The organism is Pseudomonas frederiksbergensis, assembly GCF_017114915.1.
GTDB classification, from domain to species: domain Bacteria; phylum Pseudomonadota; class Gammaproteobacteria; order Pseudomonadales; family Pseudomonadaceae; genus Aquipseudomonas; species Aquipseudomonas frederiksbergensis_I.
Map to the genome: position 1 here is coordinate 71,920 of NZ_JAAUOE010000024.1, position 23,918 is coordinate 95,837.

The window sequence follows — 23,918 nt, forward strand, 5'->3', positions numbered from 1 at the left end:
CGAGTGCTCATGGCGCGGCCCTCGGGGTGTAGACATCGCGAGACAGATCCTCCAGCGGTTCCAGGCTGGCGCTTTCGGCATAAGCGATGGCGTCCTCCACTTCAGCGTCCACCTGGGCCAGGATCGCCAGAAAACCGGGTTCGTCCAAAAGGCCTTGGGCCTTGAGCCGGGCACTGTAGGTGTGAATCGGCCCGCGGGTCTTCCACTGCTCCACCTCAGCTTTGTCGCGATACAGCTGCGGATCGAACATCGAGTGGGCGCGAAACCGATAGGTACGAAACTCCAGGAAAAACGGCCCACGCCCTTGCCGGATGTGTTCAACCGCCTCACGAGTGGCTTCGTACACCGCGACCACATCCATGCCGTCGACAGACCGGCTCTGGACCTTGTAGGCCGAGGCTTTGGCACACAGATCGGTTTGCGACTGCGAACGCTCCAGGGCCGTGCCCATGGCATAGAGGTTGTTCTCGCAGCAAAACAGCATCGGCAACTGCCACAAGGCGGCCAGGTTGATCGACTCGTGAAACGCGCCCTCTGCCATGGCACCTTCACCGAAAAAACATGTGGAGAGCCGCGATCCGCCCTGCATACGCTCGGCCAGCGCCAGGCCGACGGTGAGTGGCAAGCCGCCGGCCACGATGGCGTTGCCGCCGAAGAAACGCGTGCCGGCATCGAACAGGTGCATCGAACCACCACGCCCTCGCGAGCATCCTTCCTGGCGCCCGTACATCTCGGCCATGATGGTCTTCATGGGCACTCCCTTGATCAGGGCATGGCCATGTTCGCGATACGTCGCGATCACTGCATCGTCGGCTGCCAGTGCATGCAAAACACCGACGGCGACCGCTTCTTCACCGATGTACAGGTGCAGGAAGCCACGGATCTTGCTCTCTCCATACAACTCGCCGGCGCGCTCCTCAAGGCGACGGATGCGCACCATGTCCCGCAGCAAGTCGAGAGAAAAGTCCTTGGGCAACGATTGAAGACTCATGACGGATTCTCCAGGCTGGAAGTATCGCCCTCCGGCAAACCCAGCTCCCGAGCCTTGAGCAGACGTCGCATGAGCTTTCCGCTGCGGGTGTGCGGCAGTGCCTGCATGAACGCCAGTTCCTTTGGCGCGACCACGGCACCGAGGCGCTTGCGTCCATGGCCCAGCAACTCATCGTGCAAGGCCTGAGTGGCGGTGAATCCGCTCTTGAGCGAAACAAACGCCTTCACGGTTTCACCCAGCAGAGGATCGGGCTTGCCAATCACGGCAGCCTCGGCCACTGCCGGATGTTCCAGCAGCGAGCTTTCCACCTCGAACGGGCCGATAAGGTGCCCAGCCGACTTGATGACATCGTCGCCGCGGCTAACGAACCAGTAATAGCCGTCGGCATCGCGACGCACCAGATCGCCACTGAGGTACCACTCACCGACAAAGCTCTGACGATAACGCTCCTCTTGCCCCAGATAAGTACGGAACATGGCAGGCCACGGTCGTTTCAGAGCCAGTTCACCGACTTCATTTGCCTCAAGAAATACCAGCGTACCGTCCGCCTTGCGCTCGACGATGGCCGCTTCGACGCCGGGCAAGGGTTTGCCCATGGAGCCCGGTTTAATGGCCATCGAGACCGTGTTGGCAATCATGATTCCGCCGGTTTCGGTCTGCCACCAGTTGTCGTGGATCGGCAACCCCAACACCTCTTTGCCCCACCAGACAGCTTCGGGGTTGAGCGGCTCGCCAACACTGGCAATAAACCGTAGACAGGGGAAGTGATGGCGGCGCGCCAAGGCGTCACCGGCTTTCATCAAGAGGCGAATGGCCGTCGGTGCCGTGTACCAGACCGTCACCTGTTGCTCTTCGAGAATCCGGTACCAGCGTTCGGCATCGAATTCGTTGCCCTCGACCACGCAGGTGACACCCAGCAACAGCGGTGCGAAGATCCCGTATGAAGTCCCCGTGACCCAGCCCGGATCGGCGCTGCACCAGTAAATATCTTCGGGGTGTAAATCCAGGGCGTATTTAGCGGTGACCCGGTGCGTCAGCGCGGCGCCGTGCACATGTAACACGCCTTTGGGAGTGCCGGTCGTGCCGCTGGTGAAGTGTAAAAGTGCGGGGCTGTCGACCGTTGTCCGGGCGATGTCGAAATCGTCAACGGCTTCGGCCAGCAATCGATGCACGCTGAGGGTGCCTTCCACAGCGTTCGTATCCCCACCCTCGGCGTCATACAGCAACACATGCTTGAGTGCCGGCAAATGCTCACGAATGGGCGCGATCTTGCGTCGATAAAGGGTTTCGCTGGTCAACAGCACGCTGCCTTCACCAAGACGCATCCGGGTTTCGATGGGCTCGGGGCCGAACGCGCAGAATAATGGCGAAACCACGCAACCGAGCTTCAAGCCACCGAGCACGCCCAGATACAGTTCCAGCCCTAGGCCACAGAGCACAAACAAGCGTTCGCCGGGGGCCACGCCCAATGTTTTCAGCGCATTGGCAAATCGGTTGGTCAGCGTGCTCAGTTGCCCATAACTGATGTCGCGGTGCCCGCCATGGCGATCGAGAATGCGCAACGCCGTCTGTTCACGCCCCCCTCCCATCCCATGCCGATCCACCGCCTCATAGGCGAGGTTCATGCCGCCCCCTGGCAACCCGGCCAATTCGAGCGCCTCCACCTGCCATGAAAAGGCTGCGCGGGCTTGCTCGCTGTCCAGCCAATTGGGCTTTGTCGGCAAACAGGTGAGTTTCTTTTTGATCATCGGCAAATGCATGGGCTTCACCTCAACGGCCGTTCATCACAACCCGTCACCCAGGGTTGTGATCAACCGTGAACGGGGCCGTCCCTAGACCGCCAGGACGCTGCAAGGCACCTGATACAGAATATGTTCGGTCGTGCTGCCCACCAGTTTGTTCAAGCCATGGGACTGGACTCTGCCCATCACGATCACGTCCACCTGATGTTCGTTGGCAAATTCACTCAGCGCCGAGACCGGGTGCCCCAGAAGGAAATGCCGACGATCAGAGGCCACACCGTACCGACCGGCCAGCGCCAGGAACGATTTTTCCAGTTCTTTACGCAACTGTTTGGTCAGCTCCGACAGCGTCAGGCCGCCGCCGCCCATATCGCCCAGATAGTCCGTCGTGTCGCAGGCGTACAGCAGGTGCAACTCGGCATTACACTGCAGCGCCAGGCCATTGGCCTGCTGGATGATCCGGTCATTCAGCTCGCCGTCGGAATCGGTACCCGAAACGTCGACCGCGGCCACGATCTTGTGCGGCAAGGTATGGCCACCGCCGCCCACCATATAGACCGGCACCGGACAGTGGCGCAGCAAGTGCCAATCCAGCGGGGTGAAAAACGCGCGCTTGAGCGCCGACTCATGCTGAACCTCCTTGATCAACAGGTCGGGTTGCATTTCCGTGACGTGATCCAGAATGTCCTGCTGCAGGTCATCGGCCCAGGCCACCTCTGCCGTCACCTCAATTCCCCGACCACGGATATTTTTTGCCTGGTACGTCAACCAATCGCGATGGTCCTGCAGGTAGTTCTCCCGCGCCGTTTCCCGCACGCCCTCTTCAAGCAGCGACAGAATGTCCAACGACTTTATCAAGGCCGCGATATGCAAGCGTGCCCCGCTGGCCTTGGCCAGGGCCGCGGCATGTTGTATTGCAGGCGAGTGGCGCAGGGCCGGGTTGATGATCAATAACAACCGTTGATACTGGCTCATGATCTGACTCCAGGCAGGTGGGCTTTAACGCGACATGGCCTGTTGCGAGGACGCGGTCGTTGCGCCCCCGCTGGATCAGGCACCAGCGTCAACCCAGACTCCTCCGTTGGAATCACGTTGGCGTTGATATAAATCAAATACGTTCGCCGGGCAGGCTACCCGCAATAGCCTGCCATCATGGGTCGCTCTTGTTCATGGTTTTCAACCATTCCCGCCGGGCTTGGCGGTATTTGTCATCCGCCCGTTTTTTCGCTGCAGAAAATCGTTGTATCGTCTGAGTCGAAACAGGCTCGTTCAACAACGCATAGGCTTGTTTGCTCAGTCGCGCCTGGTTCTACTCGTCACGCGTCCAGTCGATGCTTACCCCGAATTCATCATCGCTGTACTGATAATCGGCGTGCCCTTTGAAGGCCGCTTTCAGTGCATGGCCCAGGCGGTTCGCGAGATGGATGCCAGTGGTGGTTACCACCAGCGCACCCTCGGAATCGGTCAGGCTGATGATGCGCTCCAGGGCATGCTCCGCTTTTTCGTTTTTCTCGGTGTTTTCGATCAGGTTGATGATCTCGCTGCGATGCGCGGGCAAGAAGCTGCCCGATAGCGTGAGCGTACCCGCCGCCTTGTTGTCATTGGTACGCTGACAGGCTGGGCAGGTCACTGTTTGCGCATCATGAACCACCGTATTTTCAGGAATTTTCCAGGTCCAGTTACCTGCCTGGTAGGCGGCCCCACACTGCGGGCAGACGGCAGAACCTTCGATTTTCGGCAAGCAATAAGGATCATGGGCCGGTGTTTTGAACAGCTGGTTTTTCTGACTCTGCCGAAACTTGTCCATGGTCTCTCCTCGCAAATGAGTTAGCTAAAAATCCCACGCGAAACCGTGTTTTCAAATCGCCCCCCCTTCAGTCAGGCCCACTGAAAACACGGTGGATTTGAAGATTTCATTTGGGCCCGGTTTGCTGCGGTTCAGGTTGATATTTGTCAATTGGGGCCAACAACCGACGGTCGATCATCCGAACGGTACGTACTGCGCCTGCCTGCCGGTATTCGAATGGGACGCGGCGATAGTGTGACTTTGTTGATAAAAATCAACGCTGCACGTGCCATTTCATAGAAGCTGAAACGATGCAGAACTCTTCAGGAGAGAAACCTGATGGCTCACACTAAAATCCTGTTTCGTGCTACCGCTCGCGAAAAAATCCTGAGTGGCGCCACACAACTGGCGGACGCTGTCCGGGTGACCTTGGGACCGAAATCGAAATCGGTGTTGATTCAGAATAAATGGGGCAATCCGACGGTCTGCAATGACGGCGTGACGATTGCCAAACGGATCGACCTGCTGGATCCAGAGGAGAATCTGGGTGCGCAAATGCTGCGTCAGGCAGCGGAACGCACCGGTGAGGCCGTCGGGGACGGCACCAGCACATCAACGGTTCTGGCCCATGCAATGCTGGCTGACGGCATCCGCAACGTCGTCGCTGGCGCCAGCGCGATCGACCTCAAGCGCGGCATGGACCTGGGGTTTTCTCTGGTCATGCAATCACTGCTGGCGCAATCGCGCCCGGTCAGCACGCCCAAGGAAAAGGCCCAGGTCGCCACGCTTTCGGCCCATAACGACGCCGTCATCGGTCAGTTGGTGGCCGACGCTCTGGAAAAGGTCGGCATTGAAGGTGTGGTCAGTGTCGAAGAGTCCAAGACCACCGAAACCGTGGTCGAGGTCATGGAAGGGATGCGCCTGGACCGTGGTTATGTCTCGCCCTATTTCGTGACCGATACCGAGAAAATGCAGGCCGAACTCGACGATGCCTACCTGCTGCTCTGTGACCATAAGATCGGCATGCTCAAAGACCTGCTGCCATTGCTGGAATTGATTGCCAAAAATGGGCAACCACTGGTCCTGATCGCCGACGACATAGAGGGTGAAGCGTTGACCACTTTGGTGGTCAACCAGATTCGGGGAGTATTGCGTGCGGTGGCGATCAAGGCGCCAGGCTTCGGTGATCGACGCAAGGAAATGCTTCAGGACATTGCCGTTCTGACCGGCGCAACCGTGATCTCCAGTGAGCTGGGCATCAACCTCGAGCAGGTGGAGTTGAGCCAATTGGGGCGGGCTCATCGAGTCGTGGTGCAAAAAGACAGCACCGCGCTGATTGGCGGCGCAGGTACACGCGAGGCTATCGAGGCGCGCCTGCAACAAATCCGCGTGCAAATGGACAACACCACCAGCGATTATGACCGGGAAAAACTTCAGGAACGCCTGGCCAGGCTGTCTGGCGGCGTGGCGGTGATTCGCGTCGGCGCGCCTTCCGAAGCTGAAATGAAATCGCGCAAGGATGCACTCGACGATGCGATTTCCGCGACCCGGGCAGCGATCGCCGAAGGCATTGTTCCAGGCGGCGGCCTGGCGCTGCTCAAGGCGGTGCCGATGATCGCAGCCGAGGAAGCCAGCCATGAGGGCGATGTCAAAACCGGCCTGCAGATTCTGCGCCGGGCTTTGGAAGCACCGGCCCGGCTCATTGCTGAAAACTCGGCGGTGGATGCCGGCGTGGTCATTGCCCGCATGCTCGCCGAACCTGGCAACGTGGGCTTCGATGCGGCAGCCAATTGTTATGTGGACATGTACGAAGCCGGCATCATCGACCCGACCAAGGTGGTGCGCATTGCCCTGGAAAATGCGGTGTCGGTCGCCAGTGTCCTGCTGCTCACCGAGGCGACCATGACGGATATTCCGGAAAAGGAATCGCCTGCCCAGCCACCGTTTCCTGAATGACCGACACGAGGCGAGGTGACCTGTGCACATCATCCGGCGCCCTGCGCGAGGGAGAAGCTGAAGCAGGCTATCTTTATTAAACGGGTTGGCCGTTGGCTTACCGATACGCGTTCCCACTCTGAGCCTAGGCCATGAAAAAGAACGACCAGTGGAACCTGTCTTACTTGGCGATCGCGTTTATCGTCATGGGCCTCATGCAGGTTTTCTTTGTCGAGCGCCAGGCTGTACAGCCCCTGCCCTACAGCCAATTCCTGCAATTATTGAACGAGCAAAAAGTCAGCGACTTGCAGATCGACAAGGACCGGATCAGCGGCAAATTGCAAGAGCCCATCGACGGACGCGACCGGTTCTCTACCGTGCGGGTCGATCCGACGTTGGCGACCGAGCTGTCCCAATCGGGCGTCGGTTTTACCGGGGTCAACGAAAATACCTTTATGAGCAGCCTATTGGGCTGGCTGTTGCCGTTCATGCTGATCATGGTGTTCTGGCATTTCCTGTTTCGCGGGATAGCGGACAAACAAGGCCTTGGCGGGTTGATGAATGTCGGCAAGTCGCGGGCCAGGATCTTTGTCGAGCGCGACACCGGGGTGACCTTCGCCGATGTCGCGGGCATCGACGAAGCCAAGGCCGAACTGGTGGAAATCGTCTCGTTCCTCAAGGACAAGGCCCGATACGCACGCCTGGGCGCGCACATTCCCAAAGGCACCTTGCTGGTCGGCCCGCCAGGCACCGGCAAGACCCTGGTGGCCAAAGCCATCGCCGGTGAAGCCGGCGTGCCGTTTTTCTCGATTTCGGGGTCCGAATTTGTCGAGATGTTCGTCGGGGTCGGTGCGGCCCGGGTCCGCGACCTGTTCGAACAGGCACGCCAGGCGTCGCCCTGCATCATCTTCATCGATGAACTCGACGCGCTGGGCAAGATGCGCGGCGTCGGCGTGTTAGGTGGCAATGACGAAAAAGAACAGACCCTCAATCAGTTACTGGCCGAACTGGACGGCTTCGACCCCCGTGAGGGCGTGGTGTTGCTGGCCGCGACCAACCGGCCGGAGGTTCTCGACCCGGCGCTGTTGCGGGCCGGGCGCTTCGACCGGCAGATTCTGATCGACCGCCCCGATCGCAGAGGCCGGGAAGCGATCCTCAAGGTTCACCTCAAGAAAATCACCGTGGAACCCGGGCTCGATGGCGCACGTATCGCCGAAATCACCACCGGTTTCACTGGCGCCGACCTGGCCAACCTGGTGAACGAAGCGGCCATCGTCGCCACCCGCCGCGGCGCCGATGCCGTCAACCTGAATGACTTCACGGCCGCGGTAGAACGCCTGATCGCGGGGCTCGAACGCAAGAGCAACCTGCTCGATCCCGACGAGCGCCGGGTGGTGGCCTATCATGAGATGGGGCATGCCCTGGCCGCCAGCAGCCTGCCGGCCATGGACCCGGTGCATAAAGTGTCGATCGTGCCCCGGGCCATCGGCTCGCTGGGCTATACCTTGCAGCGACCGACCGAGGATCACTTCCTGATCAGTTGCCAGACGCTCAAGGACCGGATTGTCGTGCTGATGGCCGGGCGCGCCGCCGAGGACCTTGTCTATGGCCAGATCTCCACCGGGGCCGCCGATGATCTGGGCCGCGCGACCGATATCGCCCGGCAATTGATCACCCGCTTCGGCATGAGCCCCGAACTCGGCCAGTCGGTGCTGGAGAAGCAAACCCCAACGTACCTGGGTGACCGCATGGCCACGATGGGCGAGAAGGATTATTCGGAACAAACCGCTCGGGAAATCGACCTGGGTATTCGTGCCCTGCTCGATGAAGCTTACCAACGGGCCAAGGCACTGCTCCAGAGTCGTCGGGCCGACCTGGATGAGGGCGCCCGCCTGTTGCTGGAAAAGGAAACCCTCACGCCCGAGGAGTTCGCGCCGCTGATGCCGTTCAAGCCTGCCCCGGCCTTACCGCCACCGTGACGCACCGATCAATCGTGGGTCGGCGTAACCACGCGTGGACCACTCCCGCCCCTGTCGCTGAAGGCGCCTCATGTTCGCAATTACGCTGATCAACACATTGGTGGTGGTCATCACGGTGGTGATCCATTACGAATGCCTGCTGCGCCTGAACGATTGGCTGCCCAGGCTCAAACTCTGGAGCCGCTTCAGGATCGTCGTCGGGGTGTTCGGCGCAATGCTGGCCCATGCGATAGAGGTCTGGTGTTTCGCGCTGGTCTATTACCTGCTGGTCCGCTCCGGTGAATGGGGCAGCCTGAGCGGCAATTTCGATGGCTCGTTCATGGACTGCGTGTACTTTTCCTTCACTACTTTTACCACCATCGGTTTTGGCGATATTTCACCCGTGGGTCAGCTCAAGTACCTGACCGGACTGCAGGCACTGACCGGCCTGGTACTGATCTCCTGGACGGCTTCGTTTCTGTTTCTGGAGATGCAGAAGTACTGGAAGAGCAGTCGATTGCACCCGTAAACGCCCGATTGAAACGGATCAAAACGATGCTCTAACTGACTATAAGAAGGGCTTCATGCGTTTGAGGAGTCGTCATGCGCGCCATGGTTCTGCATGCCCCCGGTCAGCCGCTGCAACGGGAGGAACGTCCTGTTCCGCGGCCCGGCGCACACCAACTGTTGATCAAAGTCCTGGCCTGTGGCGTGTGCCGCACCGACCTGCACCTGGTGGACGGTGAATTGCCGCAAGCGGTGCTGCCGCGGGTGCCGGGCCATGAAATCGTCGGTGAAGTGACGGCGGTGGGTGCCGACGTCGCGCCCGACTGGGTCGGCAAGCGCGTCGGCGTTCCCTGGCTCGGCTGGACGTGCGGTGAGTGCACATTCTGCTGCTCGGGCCGGGAAAACCTCTGCGATCGGGCGCAGTTCACCGGTTGTCATCTGGATGGCGGTTATGCCGACTACACCGTTGCCGACGCCCGCTTCTGTTTCCCCCTTCCGGACTTGCTTTCGGCCAGCGAAGCCGCACCGCTGCTGTGTGCCGGGCTGATCGGCTTTCGCGCCTTGCAAATGGCAAAGGGCGCGCGTCATCTGGGTCTCTATGGCTTCGGCGCGGCGGCGCATCTGGCGATTCAGGTAGCCCGGGGCCGGGGGCAGCAGGTGTATGCCTTCACCCGACCGGGCGACAATGAGGGCCAGGCCTATGCCCGGACTCTGGGGGCCGCATGGGCCGGCCCTTCGGACCAGCCACCGCCACACCCGCTGGACGCCAGCCTGATCTTCGCCCCCGTCGGGGCATTGGTGCCGCTGGCGCTGGAGGCCACCGTCAAGGGCGGCAGTGTGATTTGCGCCGGTATCCATATGAGCGACATCCCCGGTTTCCCTTATCGACTGCTGTGGGGCGAACGCAGCGTCCGTTCGGTGGCGAACCTGACCCGCGAAGACGGCACGGCGTTTTTTGAAGAGCAGCGCCATACGCCCGTGCACAGCGACGTCACCTGTTTCGCCCTGGACGATGCCAATCAGGCGCTGGCAAGCCTGAGGGCCGGTCAGGTCAAGGGGGCAATCGTGCTCATTCCCTGATGAGCGCGGCGCCGGATGACCGTTCGGTGCTTTTTCCGGCACTGTCCGCCAATAACGCTAGGCTTGGGAATGGTGTGGCGATTATTCGTCATTTTGCAGGGAGCGCAAAAATGGACTTCATCAGCCGTTGGCAGCCTCTCTCAGGACGACCTGCATGAGGGAGGAATGCCGCAATGCAACTTTCCAGTCATTACAAATGGCCGGCGTTGGCCGCCATTGCGCTTACCCTTTTCAGCGTACTGATATTTTTGCTGATCAAATCCTATTCCTACGACACATCGACCTACTTCGAGTCGCGCGACTTCGTGCGTCAACTCAAGCAATACGATGCCAACTGGAACGTGAAGATCCTGAGAGCAAAAGTCGGTATGAACAACAACTTACTGCTGGTGGCGCCCCCTGAAGCGGAAGAGCGCTGGGCGCAGCTCGACAGCCTCAACGCGGTCGGCCCCCTCTCGACCCTTTGGCAATCTCGACGCCTGGGTTATCTGGATGCAATAGAAAACAAAACCCGGTTGGTTGAGCAATTCAAACAGCACAACACGGCCTTGCGAACATCATTCGAGGCCCTGCCTGCGCTGGAAGATGCCATTCGGGTGTTGCTGGAAGACACCAACGACAAACGCCCGTTGGTGGACGCTCGGGCGGCCTCAGTGGTGTTCGATCTTACCTTGGACACCCTTGAATACTCCCTCTATGTCACCACCGAAAGGGCTGAGGAAATCTCCGGGCATCTGGAATATCTGAATGAATACATCAATCAACTGCCGCCTGAACGGCGCCCGCCTTTCACTGCCTTGCTAGACGCTGTGAATGCCATTGTGCGAGAGCAGCCCATCGTCAATGACCTGGTTGATCGCATCAGTGTCATTCCGGTCGCACAGCAACTGGACAGCATCAACGAGTTATTGAACGAGACCCAACGGCGCACAGCCGCGACAGACCGCCAATATCACCTGTACCTGGGGATCTGCACCGGCATCATGGCGCTGCTGTTGTTGTACCTGGCCGTCCGCCTGATTCGCAGTTATGCGCTGATCAACAAGATGAACAACCAACTGCAAACCGCCAATGAGCGACTGGAGCAACGCGTCGAGGAACGCACCCGCGAACTGCTGGAAGCCGAGCGCGAGCTGGTTGATGCCGCGCGGATGGCCGGCATGGCGGAGATCGCCACCAACGTGCTGCACAACGTCGGTAATGTGCTCAACAGCGTGAACGTCTCCGCGGAATTGATCACCCGCAGGCTGTCGACCAGCAAAACCCTCGGCCTGGGTAAAGCGGTAAAAATGATGAACGAGCATGCCCAGGACCTGGGGCAGTTCATGACGCTCGATGAAAAAGGCAAACTGCTGCCCCTTTACTTCAATCAACTGGTCGACTCCATCGCGGTCGAGCAATCGAGCATCGTTGACGAACTGGCGCAACTGACCAAAAGCATCGATCACATCAAGGACATCGTTGCCACCCAACAGGCGTATGCCGGCGCCGCCAGGCTGGTCGAGCCGTTGAACGTCGTCGATCTGTTCGAAGATGCATTACGCATGAATTCCGGCGCCTTGAGCCGGCACCATGTCACGGTCACCAAAGACTACCAGACCATACCGACCATCATCGGCGACAAGCACCGACTGCTGTTGATCCTGATCAACCTGATCAGCAATGCCAAATATGCGATGTCCAGGGTCAGCGATCATGAGCGCCGTATGACGCTGGGCATCAAGATTGTCGATAACGCAACGCTGCGCTTGAGCGTAGAAGATCAGGGGGAAGGGATCGCTGCCGAGAACCTGACCCGCATCTTCAATCACGGTTTCACCACGCGCAAGGAAGGTCACGGTTTTGGCCTGCACAGTTGCGCGCTCGCGGCGGTAGAGATGAACGGGCACCTTAGCGTTCATAGCGATGGGCCGGGCCGGGGCGCGATTTTTACCCTGGAGATCCCGCTGGAGATGGCGCATGCAGTGTCTTCCGCCGTCATGTAGGAGCGGGCTTGCCCGCGAAAGCGGTGTGTCAGGCAACATCAATGTTGACTATACCGCCGCCTTCGCGGGCAAGCCCGCTCCTACAAGGGTTACCCCATCAGGGCAATCAACTGCTGGCGCTGCGCATCCATGAGCATCGGGCCGAAACCGGCGCCGGCGTTTTCCGCCATGTAGCGCGGGTTGCCGGTGCCGGGGATGACACAGGTCACCGCCGGGTGGGCCAGCAGAAACTTGAGCGCCAGTTGCGCCCAACTGTTGACCCCTACTTGCGCCGCCCATCCCGGTAACGGTGTGCCTCTCAATCGAGCGAGCAAGCCACCGCCGCCGAACGGCCGATTGCAGATCACCGCCACGCCGCGTTCGCGACACAGCGGCAAAATTCGCTTCTCGACGCCTCGCTCGTCCAGGGCGTAGTTAATCTGCAAAAAGTCCATCGGCTCGGCTTTCAACACCGCCTCCACCTCGTCATAGGCCGACGCCGTGTAATGGGTAATGCCGATGTAGCGGATGCGCCCTTCTGCCTTCCATTGGCGAAGGGTGGGCAGATGGGTTTTCCAGTCCAGCAGGTTGTGAATCTGCATCAGGTCGATACGGTCGGTCTGCAACAGCTTGAACGACTGTTCCATCTGCTCGATGCCTTCTTCGCGGCCACGGGTCCAGACCTTGGTGGCCAGAAAGGCCGGCGAGCGAGGCTGATGGATCGACAGCAACTCACCGGTCGTCTGCTCGGCGCGACCGTACATGGGCGAGCTGTCGATCACCTTTCCCCCTTTCTCGAACAACCCGCTGAGCACCGCGTGCAGTTGTTTGTAAGCGGCGTCTGAAGGCGCGACATCAAAACCGCGATAGGTGCCCAGTCCGACCATGGGCAATGGCTCGTCGCTGGAAGGAATGGCTCGGGTCAGCATGTTCTTGCCTCCTGTTTGCAGCAAAGGCCGGATCGAAGGTGAAGACCGCCAATGCACCGCGGCTCTCCTGTACGACTGGAATAGCTGGACTACACTCTGGCAACGCGCAAGCAATAGCTGCCCCAAGGCCCGAAGCAGTCCATGTCGTCCACTAAACTTAGCCGAATGTCGCGAACCCTGGTGTCTCTCTTCGCTTTCATTGCCATTGCATACCTGCTGCTCTGCGCCACGCTGTTCGTGTTCCAACGCGCCCTCATCTACTACCCGCAACCACGCGCCATCGACGCCCCCGAATCGCTTCTGACATTGTCAGTCGCCGACGCGCAGGTGCTGGTGACCGTCAGGCCCCACGACGGGCCGAAGGCGTTGATCTACTTCGGCGGCAACGCCGAAGACGTTTCCCGCAGCTTGCCCGGTTTTTCGCAGGCCTTTGCCGATCATGCGCTCTATTTGCTGCATTACCGAGGCTATGGCGGCAGCTCCGGGTCGCCATCCGAGGAGGCGATTCAGCGTGATGCCATGACCTTGTTCGACTTTGTCTACAACACCCATCCCGACATTGCAGTGATCGGTCGCAGCCTCGGTTCGGGTGTTGCCCTGCGCCTGGCCAGCCAGCGCCCGGCCTCGCGATTGATCCTGATCACGCCTTACAACAGCCTTGAAGACCTCGCCGTGCGCCAGTTTCCCTGGTTCCCGGTGAAGTGGCTGTTGCAGGACAAATTCGAATCCTGGAAGTACGCCGCTCACATCACCGTCCCGACGCTGTTGATCGCGGCCGAGCACGACGAAGTCATTCCGCGCTCAAGCACAGACCAGCTCTACACGCATTTCGCCAAGGGTGTGGCCTCACTGAAAGTCATACCGGGCACGGGCCACAACACGATTTCCGAGAGCCCCCACTACCTGCAGCTGCTGGGTGCCGCGCTGTGAGGGCCATCACACCCGCAGGCCCATAAGGAGACGGTCACAAAATCGACATCAATGCTTAACGTTTTTTTTACAACCCAGCAGGCACGGTATGTGTGGCTGGGGACACCACGGAGCAAGGCCTGGAGCCAACGGTGGTATCGACTCAAAAAAATACGCTGATCAGCGCGCACTCAGGGGTAACTGTCATGCAAAGGCATCCTTTGCGCAGAATGGGGATCAGTCATGCACAGGCGCAGGCCTCATGACGGTTCTGGTCACTGGCGTCGCCGGTTTCATCGGGTATCACACCGCCAAGCGTTTGTGTCGCGAAGGCCTTGAAGTGATCGGTATCGACAACCTCAACGACTACTACAGCGTGGAGCTCAAACACGCGCGGCTCAAGGAGCTGGAATCATTGCCGGGCTTTCGTTTCCAGGCCCTGGACATCGTCGACAAACCGGCCCTGATGGCCCTGTTCGAAGCCCATGCTTTCACCGAGGTTGTGCACTTGGCCGCCCAGGCGGGTGTTCGCTATTCACTGAACAATCCGGACGTCTATGCGCAGTCCAATCTGGTGGGTTTTCTGAATGTGCTGGAAGCCTGCCGGCACCATCGCCCCGCGCACCTGATCTATGCCTCGAGCAGCTCGGTGTACGGCACCAACAGCAAAATGCCGTTCAGTGTCGAAGACGCCGTCGATCATCCCATTTCGCTGTACGCCGCCAGCAAACGCGCCAATGAACTGATGGCGCACAGCTACTGCCACCTCTATGGCCTGAAAGCCAGCGGCTTGCGCTTTTTTACCGTTTACGGGCCTTGGGGGCGCCCCGACATGGCGCTGTTCAAGTTTACCGAGGCGATCATCAAAGGCTTGCCGATCGACATCTATAACGATGGCCAGATGTCGCGCGATTTCACCTACATCGACGACATCGTCGAAAGCATCGCTCGCCTGCGCGCCAAGCCACCGGTGCCGAACACGCCAGGCGATGGCGTAAACCGGATTTTCAACATAGGCCGTGGCCAGCCAGTGCCGCTGCTGGCGTTCGTCGACTGCCTGGAATCGGCGCTGGGCATCAAGGCCCAACGCAATTTCATGCCGCTGCAGGCAGGCGATGTGATCAAGACCTGGGCCGACATTTCGGCACTGGCCGAGTGGGTCGACTTCCGTCCTCAAGTGACGGTCGAGACCGGTGTGGCGGAATTTGTGAAGTGGTATCGCCACTTCTATCAGATATGAAACGTGAGCCCTTGATAAATAAAAGACCAAGGAGCAAGGGGGATTCTATGAGCCAAGACATTTTTGTATCTGTATTGATTCCAGCAAAGAACGAAGCGAACAACCTCAAACCGTTACTGGAGGAAATCCGCGTCGCATTGGCCGATGAGGCCTACGAAATCATTGTCGTGGACGATGGCAGCACCGATGCCACCTTGCATGAACTGCGGCAGCTGAAAAACAGCGGCCTGGACGCGTTGCGCATCCTGCGCCATGAGCGCTCGCTGGGGCAAAGCACCTCGCTCTACCACGCGGCGCTCGCCGCCCGGGGGCAATGGCTGGCCACCCTTGATGGCGACGGTCAAAACGACCCCGCGGACATCCCCGGGATGTTGGCGCTGGTGCGTGGGGAACAGGGTCTGGTCGACGTTCAGTTGGTGGCCGGGCACCGGGTCAACCGCCGCGATACCGCGAGCAAACGCTGGGCCTCGCGGTTCGCCAACGGGCTGCGCCGCCGCTTGCTCAATGACGCCACCCCGGACACCGGCTGCGGGCTGAAGCTGATCGAGCGCGCGGCGTTTCTGCGCCTGCCGTACTTCGACCACATGCATCGGTACATTCCCGCGCTGATCCAGCGTCACAACGGCCGAATGATCGTCCATCCGGTCAACCATCGGCCTCGCACCGCCGGTGTGTCCAAATACGGCAACATCGACCGCGCCCTGGTGGGCATTCTCGACCTGTTCGGCGTGTGGTGGCTGATCAAGCGCACGCGGTTGAACACCAACGCGCAGGAGATCGAAGGATGAACCTTTCCCGCGAAACCCTGTGGCTGGTGATCGGCTTCGGTGGCCAGATCGCCTTTACCGGGCGCTTCGTCTTGCAGTGGCTGTACAGCGAATACAAAAAACGCAGCGTGATCCCGGTGAGTTTCTGGTACCTGAGCATCGTCGGCAGCACACTGCTGTTCGCTTATGCCATTTACCGGGAAGACCCGGTGTTCATCGTCGGCCAGGCCTTTGGCTCCATCGTCTATCTGCGCAATTTGCAATTGATTGCCCGCAGCAAACACCTGAAGGACTGAGCCATGCGTAAACCCCTGTCGCCCGGCATCGAATGCCTGGGCCTGGTGCTGCTTGCCCTGCTGTTGATCGGCGCTGGCCTGGGGCTGCGTCAACCGCAAAACGTCGACGAGGAACGCTTCCTCGGCGTAGCGCTGGAAATGCTGCACAACGGCTCATGGCTCATCCCTCACCGCGCCGCGGAGATCTACGGCGATAAACCGCCGATCTTCATGTGGATGGTGGCGCTCTTCGCATGGCTCACCGGCCTGCCCGCCCTCGCCCTGTATATTCCGGGGCTGTTGTCGGCCGCGACGGTCACGGCCGTGGTCTACGACCTGGGCCGCCGTCTGTGGAATCAACGCATCGGTCGAATAGCGGCGCTGTTGTACCTGGCCACGTACCAGACTTACAGCATCCTGCGTACCGGTCAGATCGACAGCCTGTTGATTCTGTTCACGTCCCTGGGCCTATACGGGCTGGCGCGACACCTGTTGCTGGGGCCGGCGTGGCGTTGGTTTTATGTAGGCTGCGCCGCCATGGGCATCGGCGTGATCACCAAAGGGGTCGGCTTCGTCCCGGTCCTGATGCTGATTCCGTATGCCTACGCAGTGCGCAAAAACTGGTCCGGTGTAGTGGCCATGCCCGATCAGAAGCGCAAGTGGTTCCTGGGCTTTTTGGTCGCCCTCGGCGCCATCGCGATCTGGCTGCTGCCCCTGGCACTGTCCATCGCGCTCAATGGCACCGCGGATGAAATCGCCTATGCGCGCGAAATCCTGCTGCGCCAGACGGCGGAACGCTATGCCGCCGCGTGGCACCATCGCGAACCGTTCTGGTATTTCTTCGTCAACGTCATCCCGCAATACTGGCTGCCGTTGGTGTTGGCCCTGCCGTGGCTGGTGCCGGCCTGGCGCAAGCAACTGCGCAAGCATGACGGTCGAGCGCTGGTGCTGCTGGGCTGGGTCGTGCTGGTGGTGCTGTTTTTCTGCCTGAGCAGCGGCAAGCGCAAGTTGTACATCTACCCGGCGTTGCCGGGGCTGGTGCTGGTGGCGGCGCCGCTGATTCCCTGGCTGCTCAAGCGCTGGTTCGGCAAGCGTCCGCGCGGTAGGCGGGTTTTCCAGGCGCTGGTGGTGACCTGGTTTGTTCTGTGGTTCGCCCGTGGGTTCATCGAGCCGATCAAGGAAGGTCGCAACCCCCATGAAGCGATCATGGCGCAGGCGGCGACCATGACCCATGGCGCCGACCTGGTGTTGGTCAACTGGCGCGAGGGCCACTGGTTATTCGCCCGGCAGCCGATCGTGCATTTCGGGATGAGCAACTCCTCGGTCGAACAAGCGGCGCAATGGCTGCGCGAACACCGCGACGCCTACGCCTTGGTCCCGGACGAAGTGCTGGGCCAGTGCTTCAATCCCCAGGCCGCCCATGAGCTGGGCGAAACGTCTCGTGCGCAGTGGTCAATCGTGGGCGCCGATGCCGATAACGGCCAATGCCAGCCCGGACAACCCGCCAAGGTCTATCGCTTCAGTTGGAACAAGGACAAGTCATGAGCAAGCGATGGAAAACGGGGCTGTTTTTCATTGTTGTACTGCTTGGCGCCTATGCGGTTTCCGCACGTTTCATGGTCCACCAGCAGCTGTATGCGTACTGGCAAAACCGCTGGCATGGCAATCAGGCGCCCGATAAAAATATCTGGCTGCCGGACTATAAAGCCGTGATCCAGGCCAAGCCTGTCGCGGGCATCACCAATTTGTCCGGCGTCGCCTATGACCCGGATCACGATCGTCTGCTGGGTATCACCAATGGTGTGCCCATGGAGATTGTGGCCATGAGCCGTAACGGCGACCTGCTCGAACGTTACCCGCTGATCGGCTTCCAGGACACCGAAGGCATTGCATACATGGGCAATGGGCGTGTGGTGGTCGCCGATGAAGTGTTGCAGCGGCTGTACGTCGTCACCCTGCCGGACAGCCCGAGCCCGATCCATGTGGAAAACGCCCCGTTTGTCGCCGTCGAGATCAACCTGAGCGAACACAACAAGGGCTTTGAAGGCGTGACCTATGATGCGGCCAATGATCGTATCTTCGCGATCAAGGAACGCGATCCGCGGCAGCTGTTTACGGTCACGGGCATGCGGGCGTCCATCGGCGGCCCGTTGCAGGCGCGCATCAAGGACTTGACCCACTGGATCGACCGCAGCGTCTTCGGCCTGGATCTTTCCGAGGGTTACTACGATCCACGGACCGGTCACTTGTTGTTATTGAGCGAACAGTCCAGCAACCTGACCGAACTGGACCAGGACGGCAACTTCGTCAGCTTCCGCACCCTGCTCGGCCTCAATGACCTGAAAAAAACCATCCCGCAAGCCGAGGGCATGACCATGGACACCTCCGGCGAGCTCTACATTGTGAGCGAGCCCAACCTGTTCTACCGGTTCTCCAAGTCGAAGGCTGCTGTGGCGCAGAATCAGCAATAGCCTTAATGGGTATTGTGCTGGATGGGCGGCTGCCGAGCCCGCGAGGCAGCTGCTACGGATCACATCACGGCTGAACTGACCACCTATCGGACAACTTCCCCACCCTTGCGCCATCAAACCGATTCAGGGGCTTTAATGGTTGCAGAACTCCAAGCCAGCCCCTCACCCCGTCCAGAAACACGACGCTCCAGCGGGGCTGACACCTCGCCACCCACTGCGCTCGCATCGGGAGACTCGTCATGAAAATCGTCGTCATTGGCGGTACCGGGCTGATCGGCAGGCAGCTCTGCAAAAATCTGCAAAACCTGGGGCATGAAACCCTGGCCGCGTCCCCGAGCACCGGCGTCAACACCCTCACCGGCGAAGGATTGCAAGGTGCCCTGCAAGGCACCGATGTGGTGATCGACGTGGCCAACTCGCCCTCCTTCGAAGACGCTGCCGTGCTCGATTTTTTCGAAACCAGTGGACGCAACCTGCTCGCCGCCGAGAAAGCCGCCGGGGTCAAACACCATGTCGCCCTGTCGGTGGTGGGCACCGAGCGCATGCTCGACAGCGGCTATTTCCGGGCCAAAATGGCCCAGGAAAAACTCATCAAGGACTCAGGCATTCCTTACACAATCCTGCGGGCCACGCAGTTTTTTGAATTCATCGGGGCCATTTCACATTCGGGCGTGCAGGACGGCGACTCCGTGCGCTTGACCTCCGCCGCGTTGCAACCGATTGCCGCGTTCGATGTAGCGACTGCGCTGGCGAAAGTCGCGGTGCAGGCGCCGAGCAACCAGACCCTGGAAGTGGCCGGGCCCGAGCGCTGGCCGTTGGTGGAGTTCGTGCGCTTGTTTTTGCAACACACCAACGATCCGCGCCAGGCCCAACCGGACGACACGGTCCCCTACTTCGGCGCGCCGATCGATGACCACACACTGACGCCGGGAGAGCACCCCATCGTCGGGCCGACGCGTTTCGAAACCTGGCTCAAGAGCAACACCTGACAGGTCATTGAGGGCCTACACCAACCGCTCAATCTTCTGATGCTGCCAGACCATTTTGTAATACAGCGTCTGCAGCATCAGCATGCCCAGGTACGCCACCGGGAACGCCATCCACACCCCTTGCAGCCCAAAGCGCGCATCCAGCAGATACGCCACCGGCAACTGCACCCCGACCACGCAAACGATCGAAACCACCACCGGCACCAACACCGCGCCGCTGGCGCGCATGATGCCGCCGATGATCGCCTGAAAACCGAATACCAGCAGGCTCCAGAGCATGATGTGCAACAAGTGCTCGGCCATCGCCCGGGTGGAATCCTCCGTGAGGAACAACCCAAGCAACCAGTGCGACAGCAGATAACCCAACAGTACCAGGCCACCGGTCAGGCACACGTTGATCAACAACCCGGTGCGCAAAATCGGCCCCATGCGCTCGATGCGTCCGGCCCCGATGGCCTGCGCGCCGAGAATCGACGCCGCAATCGCAATCGACAACGCCGGGAACTGCACGTAGTTGACGATCTGCGTCACCGCCCCGTACGCCGCTGTCGCTTGAGAACCATGCTGGTTCACCAGCGCCAGAATCACCAGTTCCGACAACGACAGCACCACCATCTGCAACCCCGTGGGCAAACCGATGCGCAGCACCTTGCCGAGTATTTCCATGTCCAAGCGCATCGCCGCAAAAAACTCCCGATCCGGCGCCATCGGATGCCCCTTGCGAATCAACCGCCACGCCAGCCATCCCATCGCCGACATGTTCCCCACCAACCCCGCCCACGCCGCACTTTGAATCCCCATCGGTGGCAGCCCCAACCAGCCGAGAATCAACGCCGGCGTCAGCGCCAGCCCCACACACGTCGACACCACCAACGCCAACAACGGCGACAGCGTATCGCTCACCCCGCGCAGCAACTGCGTGAACAACACAAACACCAACAGCGACGGCAAGATCCACATCATCACATGGGCATACGCCACCGCATCGTCCAGCACATCCGCCGGCGTGCCCAGCCCCTGCAATGCAGGCCGGGCGAACACACTGCCCAACACCGCCGCCGCCAACCCGATCATCGCCCCCAACAGCAACGTCGAACCGGCGATCGCCTTCACCAGATGCACCTCACGAGCGCCCCAGGCCTGACCGATCAACACCCCAGCACCCGCGCCAAGGCCGATGACCAAGGCGATGAAGAAGAACACTATGGGAAACATACCCGATACCGCCGCTAACGCCTGGGTGCCGAGCAATTGACCGATATAGATGCTATTGATGGTGCCGGACATGGACTGGAGGAAGTTGGAGAGGACCATGGGGGCGAGGAACAGGAGGTAGGTTTGCCAGAGGGGGTGTTGGGGTTTGGTTGGGGTTTGCATTGAGGTCCGTCTCGGGTGGGGGCTGGTGTTTTGGGGATTCTACGCTACGGGGCTGGGAACAATGCGCTCCTGTTTTTCGGATTTGGGTAGCAAAAGTAATAGGTGCGTTCGGCCATTAGCAGTCGGTCGGAGGTATCCACTGAATCAGGGACGACTCAATCACTAATGCCCGGAGGTGGCTCAGGCAAATCGAGAGTCACTTGGCCTGATTCGACGGATAAAGACCGGCAAGCCGCGCGATCACAACACCCACATAAAAGACGCCTGAAAATTCTTCGACCATCACAAGTGAGCGGGCGTGGTTGGTCAATGGGAGAACATCACCGTAACCGGTGGTCGTGAGCGTTGTGAGGCTGAAATAGATCAGCTTGAAGAAAGTGCCGGGCTGTGCGAAGTCGAGGTGGCCAGGGCCGAATGAGCCAGCGCTGGATATCTCGACCAGGGCATAGACGAAGGACCAAACGAACGCCAGCATGATGTAACCCGCAAGCGCGGCATGCAGCTTGTCGGCGGTAATTGGCCCGCGCTTGAGAATATAGCGAAGCACTCCGCTAAACGAGACTGCAAGAGACGCTGCATAAGTTATCCCGGCAAGGACAAGAATCGCGAGACTCTCGACCCACAACGCCGCCCATTGAAGGCCAACCCCAAGCAACGCCAGCCCCAGTTTCAGGATGAACCCCCGACGAGTCTGCCTGGTGGCGAAAGCGCCCACGAGCAGCACGATTGAAAACAGAATGCCGAGCAACGTGCGAGCAAATATACCGTCCTCAAGAAAGGGAAACAGGAGGATCAATCCTAGTAAGAGCAGCAATAGATAGGTGCAGGGCCCTCGCCCTATTACCATCTGAGCTAAATCCTCGTCGGATTCAGCTTTATCTTGCGGATCTGTCATACCGGTTTCCCAGAGATTGAAATAACGCTCGAGACCTGACGTTACACGGTTGAAATCTGACCTGGCTTTAGAAGAGTCGGCAGGGAAATTCTAGTCGCGAATGCATGTGAGAGGATTCAGCCTGTCAGACAGCCTGGATCGAAAGCAGACACGTGGCCTTGATGACTACTGCTGCGAGTGCCACCCGAGCAACCCCAGATCAAACCCCAGCAAGCGAATCTGGCTTGCAGCAACACAGCCGACTGCAACAGCCGCCACCTGCCCCCCCTAAACGGCACACTCGCCCGTGCGCTGGCCCTGGCCGCGCTCGAGGCGTCATCGCAGACTATTCTTGATCTGGGCAACCGACCGGTCGCACCGAAGGAGGTCACTCGTTGATGCACTGTGTCCTTTTCGAAATCCGCCGCGGTTCGATCTGATGCATGAAGGCAAATTGATCCGCGCCGTCATCGAGTTCCGATGAATTACCGGTCTGGGGCACGGCCCCAGGCACTTTTGTCTGACACCCTGAAACGGAGACGCCAGCATGAGCACCTTGCAACTTCACCCTGCACTGGACAATGGTATCCAACCCGCCGCCGCGAATTTCACAGGTGGCACCCTGCAATGCCTGTGTGCGACCGACAAAGTCGAGGTCAAGATCGACGCACAAACTCTGCATAACCACGCGTGCGGCTGCAGCAAATGCTGGAAACCACAAAACGCGATTTTCGCCGTTATCGCCGTGGTGCCTCGAGATAAGGTCAGCATCATTGCCCACGGCGAAAAACTGGCGATTGTCGACGAATCCGCCACCATCCAACGCCACGCCTGCAAGCAGTGTCACGCCCATCTCTTTGGGCGCATCGAGAACAAGGACCATGCGTTTTATGGCCTGGACTTCGTCCACACCGAGCTTTCGCCACAGAGCGGATGGGCTGCGCCAGGATTCGCGGCGTTCGTGTCCTCCATCATCGAAACCGGCACACCGCCAGCGCAAATGAAGGCTATCCGCGAGCGCTTGCGCTCGATCGGCCTGGAACCCTATGACTGCCTGTCCCCGGATTTGATGGACGCACTGGCGACTCATGTCGCCAGACAGAAAGGCCTGCTCCCCGCCGCCTGATTGATCGGTCGCCGCGGTTTCTTTTCCGGACCGCGGTCCGATCCACCTTTGATGTTGTGCGCCCCACATAATTAACCGGGAGGGCTGTTGGCATTAAGACAACGGGTTATGCCAGTTCTCAATTCCGCTCGTACCAATTTTGTACCACCAGGCTCTCTCAACCCACCTTTTCGCTATGGCTAACTGCATCTACATCAGGCAGATAACGGCCAAAAGCGGCTATAATCACTTGACTCACTGAAAATCAGCAGTAGAAACGATGATTTGCCGTGCACAGTAATTTTTTGTATAGCATATTAAAAAAACTTACCCCTTAATAATTGAGCCCGAAGCCATGCTCATCATCTCGCTTTGATTCTTCAGTTATTTGGATGTCTATATATACCACTAGGTCTTTAACCCAGCGTCTTACATTAGGGTTTTCATGTTCAATCAGCGGGATTAGTGCCGCCTTATCTGATTCAAGGTAGGGTACAAGAGACCCTGACCAACCGCGGGTTCCAAAATTTGCACTCAGTTCGTTACCTACACGCTTGTCATTTCCGAATTTCTCAAGCAAGGCAATGAACAATGCTGATGGTTTTTTAATCTCATCAACTATCTCAAAGATGTTCAGGCAGCGTGAAACAAAGATAGGACCAATATCAGGTTGTTTTTTACACCATTCAATAACGCTTTCAATTGGAATTACAGAAAGTACACTTGGCGTATTGCTCACCAAACTTGCTTCCCGATCTAAAAGTTGTTGTAACCAATATCTCTCCATGCCTTCTGATTGAACGATAGCATCGCCAAAAACCGGCCACAGGTCCTCAGCATAATCCTTCATAAGATGCAGCATCAACGGTTTGGTGCAAGTCCAGATGTCTCCATGATGAAAACCGTACTTACAGGAAGTAATCAACTGATTCGTTAGCGAGAGTGCAAGGCCCCGGTCTCGCACCTTTAATAACTTCTCGGCGATATCATGCCAATGGTGCAGGTCTGTAGCGGTTCCC

At 59.2% G+C, this 23,918-nt stretch carries 21 protein-coding genes; 13 read left to right on the plus strand and 8 right to left on the minus strand.

Annotation, left to right across the window (positions count from 1 at the left end; genetic code table 11):
* Positions 1–7 precede the first annotated feature (7 nt).
* The 4 genes from pdhA to HCU66_RS17760 all read right to left on the minus strand — a co-directional run bounded on the left by pdhA (position 8) and on the right by HCU66_RS17760 (position 4,540).
* A complete protein-coding gene (pdhA, locus tag HCU66_RS17745; protein ID WP_205889704.1) occupies positions 8–991 on the minus strand; it encodes a pyruvate dehydrogenase (acetyl-transferring) E1 component subunit alpha in 984 nt (327 codons plus the stop codon).
* A complete protein-coding gene (gene acsA / locus HCU66_RS17750) occupies positions 988–2,751 on the minus strand; it encodes an acetate--CoA ligase (RefSeq protein ID WP_205889705.1) in 1,764 nt (587 codons plus the stop codon). Before acsA ends, pdhA begins: the two co-directional genes overlap by 4 nt.
* A gap of 72 nt (positions 2,752–2,823) precedes the next feature.
* Positions 2,824–3,708, minus strand: a complete 885-nt coding sequence (locus HCU66_RS17755) for a universal stress protein (RefSeq protein WP_205889706.1) — start codon at positions 3,706–3,708, stop codon at positions 2,824–2,826.
* A 334-nt stretch (positions 3,709–4,042) separates the two neighbouring features.
* Positions 4,043–4,540 carry a BCAM0308 family protein gene (locus tag HCU66_RS17760; protein ID WP_205889707.1) on the minus strand — a complete coding sequence of 166 codons (498 nt, stop codon included), beginning with the start codon at positions 4,538–4,540 and terminating at the stop codon, positions 4,043–4,045.
* A 318-nt stretch (positions 4,541–4,858) separates the two neighbouring features.
* Here HCU66_RS17760 and groL point away from each other — a divergent pair, with 318 nt between their 5' ends.
* From groL to HCU66_RS17785, 5 genes are all read left to right on the plus strand, one after another.
* Positions 4,859–6,475, plus strand: coding sequence for a chaperonin GroEL (gene groL / locus HCU66_RS17765; RefSeq protein WP_205889708.1), 1,617 nt, complete (start codon positions 4,859–4,861; stop codon positions 6,473–6,475).
* A gap of 131 nt (positions 6,476–6,606) precedes the next feature.
* Positions 6,607–8,433, plus strand: a complete 1,827-nt coding sequence (gene ftsH, locus HCU66_RS17770; RefSeq protein WP_205889709.1) for an ATP-dependent zinc metalloprotease FtsH — start codon at positions 6,607–6,609, stop codon at positions 8,431–8,433.
* Between the two features lie 70 nt (positions 8,434–8,503).
* Positions 8,504–8,941 carry a potassium channel family protein gene (locus tag HCU66_RS17775; protein ID WP_205889710.1) on the plus strand — a complete coding sequence of 146 codons (438 nt, stop codon included), beginning with the start codon at positions 8,504–8,506 and terminating at the stop codon, positions 8,939–8,941.
* Positions 8,942–9,015: 74 nt separating this feature from the next.
* Complete coding sequence (locus tag HCU66_RS17780) at positions 9,016–9,999, plus strand: zinc-dependent alcohol dehydrogenase family protein (RefSeq protein WP_205889711.1); 984 nt, start codon at positions 9,016–9,018, stop codon at positions 9,997–9,999.
* 173 nt (positions 10,000–10,172) lie between these two features.
* Positions 10,173–11,984: a DAHL domain-containing protein gene (locus HCU66_RS17785; RefSeq protein WP_205889712.1), complete on the plus strand. Its 1,812-nt coding sequence runs from the start codon at positions 10,173–10,175 to the stop codon at positions 11,982–11,984.
* Positions 11,985–12,073: 89 nt separating this feature from the next.
* Here the strand turns inward: HCU66_RS17785 and HCU66_RS17790 are convergent, their stop codons facing one another.
* The gene (locus HCU66_RS17790) at positions 12,074–12,892 is read right to left on the minus strand and encodes an aldo/keto reductase (protein WP_205889713.1); all 819 of its coding nucleotides are present in this window, start codon (positions 12,890–12,892) and stop codon (positions 12,074–12,076) included.
* Positions 12,893–13,033: 141 nt separating this feature from the next.
* Between HCU66_RS17790 and HCU66_RS17795 the strand changes: the two genes are divergently transcribed.
* The 7 genes from HCU66_RS17795 (at position 13,034) to HCU66_RS17825 (ending at position 19,543) form a co-directional block, all read left to right on the plus strand.
* Positions 13,034–13,822, plus strand: a complete 789-nt coding sequence (locus tag HCU66_RS17795; RefSeq protein ID WP_241015554.1) for an alpha/beta hydrolase — start codon at positions 13,034–13,036, stop codon at positions 13,820–13,822.
* A gap of 241 nt (positions 13,823–14,063) precedes the next feature.
* On the plus strand, positions 14,064–15,041 hold the full coding sequence (locus tag HCU66_RS17800; RefSeq protein ID WP_205889714.1) for an NAD-dependent epimerase: 978 nt from the start codon (positions 14,064–14,066) through the stop codon (positions 15,039–15,041).
* Positions 15,042–15,088: 47 nt separating this feature from the next.
* A complete protein-coding gene (locus tag HCU66_RS17805; RefSeq protein ID WP_205889715.1) occupies positions 15,089–15,829 on the plus strand; it encodes a glycosyltransferase family 2 protein in 741 nt (246 codons plus the stop codon).
* Positions 15,826–16,104 (plus strand): lipid-A-disaccharide synthase N-terminal domain-containing protein, encoded by a 279-nt coding sequence (locus tag HCU66_RS17810; protein ID WP_205889716.1) that lies wholly within the window; start codon positions 15,826–15,828, stop codon positions 16,102–16,104. The genes HCU66_RS17805 and HCU66_RS17810 overlap by 4 nt, the downstream gene beginning before the upstream one ends.
* A 3-nt stretch (positions 16,105–16,107) precedes the next feature.
* Positions 16,108–17,628, plus strand: a complete 1,521-nt coding sequence (locus tag HCU66_RS17815) for an ArnT family glycosyltransferase (RefSeq protein WP_205889717.1) — start codon at positions 16,108–16,110, stop codon at positions 17,626–17,628.
* Positions 17,625–18,554 (plus strand): SdiA-regulated domain-containing protein, encoded by a 930-nt coding sequence (locus HCU66_RS17820; RefSeq protein WP_205889718.1) that lies wholly within the window; start codon positions 17,625–17,627, stop codon positions 18,552–18,554. The genes HCU66_RS17815 and HCU66_RS17820 overlap by 4 nt, the downstream gene beginning before the upstream one ends.
* A gap of 239 nt (positions 18,555–18,793) precedes the next feature.
* Positions 18,794–19,543 (plus strand): SDR family oxidoreductase, encoded by a 750-nt coding sequence (locus HCU66_RS17825; protein WP_205889719.1) that lies wholly within the window; start codon positions 18,794–18,796, stop codon positions 19,541–19,543.
* A gap of 15 nt (positions 19,544–19,558) precedes the next feature.
* Here the strand turns inward: HCU66_RS17825 and HCU66_RS17830 are convergent, their stop codons facing one another.
* A complete protein-coding gene (locus tag HCU66_RS17830; protein WP_205889720.1) occupies positions 19,559–20,920 on the minus strand; it encodes an MATE family efflux transporter in 1,362 nt (453 codons plus the stop codon).
* Positions 20,921–21,116: 196 nt separating this feature from the next.
* Positions 21,117–21,815: a two pore domain potassium channel family protein gene (locus tag HCU66_RS17835; protein WP_205889721.1), complete on the minus strand. Its 699-nt coding sequence runs from the start codon at positions 21,813–21,815 to the stop codon at positions 21,117–21,119.
* 526 nt (positions 21,816–22,341) lie between these two features.
* Between HCU66_RS17835 and gfa the strand changes: the two genes are divergently transcribed.
* A complete protein-coding gene (gfa, locus tag HCU66_RS17840) occupies positions 22,342–22,920 on the plus strand; it encodes an S-(hydroxymethyl)glutathione synthase (RefSeq protein ID WP_205889722.1) in 579 nt (192 codons plus the stop codon).
* 313 nt (positions 22,921–23,233) lie between these two features.
* On the opposite strand, the gene HCU66_RS17845 is transcribed toward gfa, so the two are convergent.
* Positions 23,234–23,918: hypothetical protein (locus HCU66_RS17845; protein WP_205889723.1), on the minus strand; the 685-nt coding region annotated here is incomplete at its 5' end.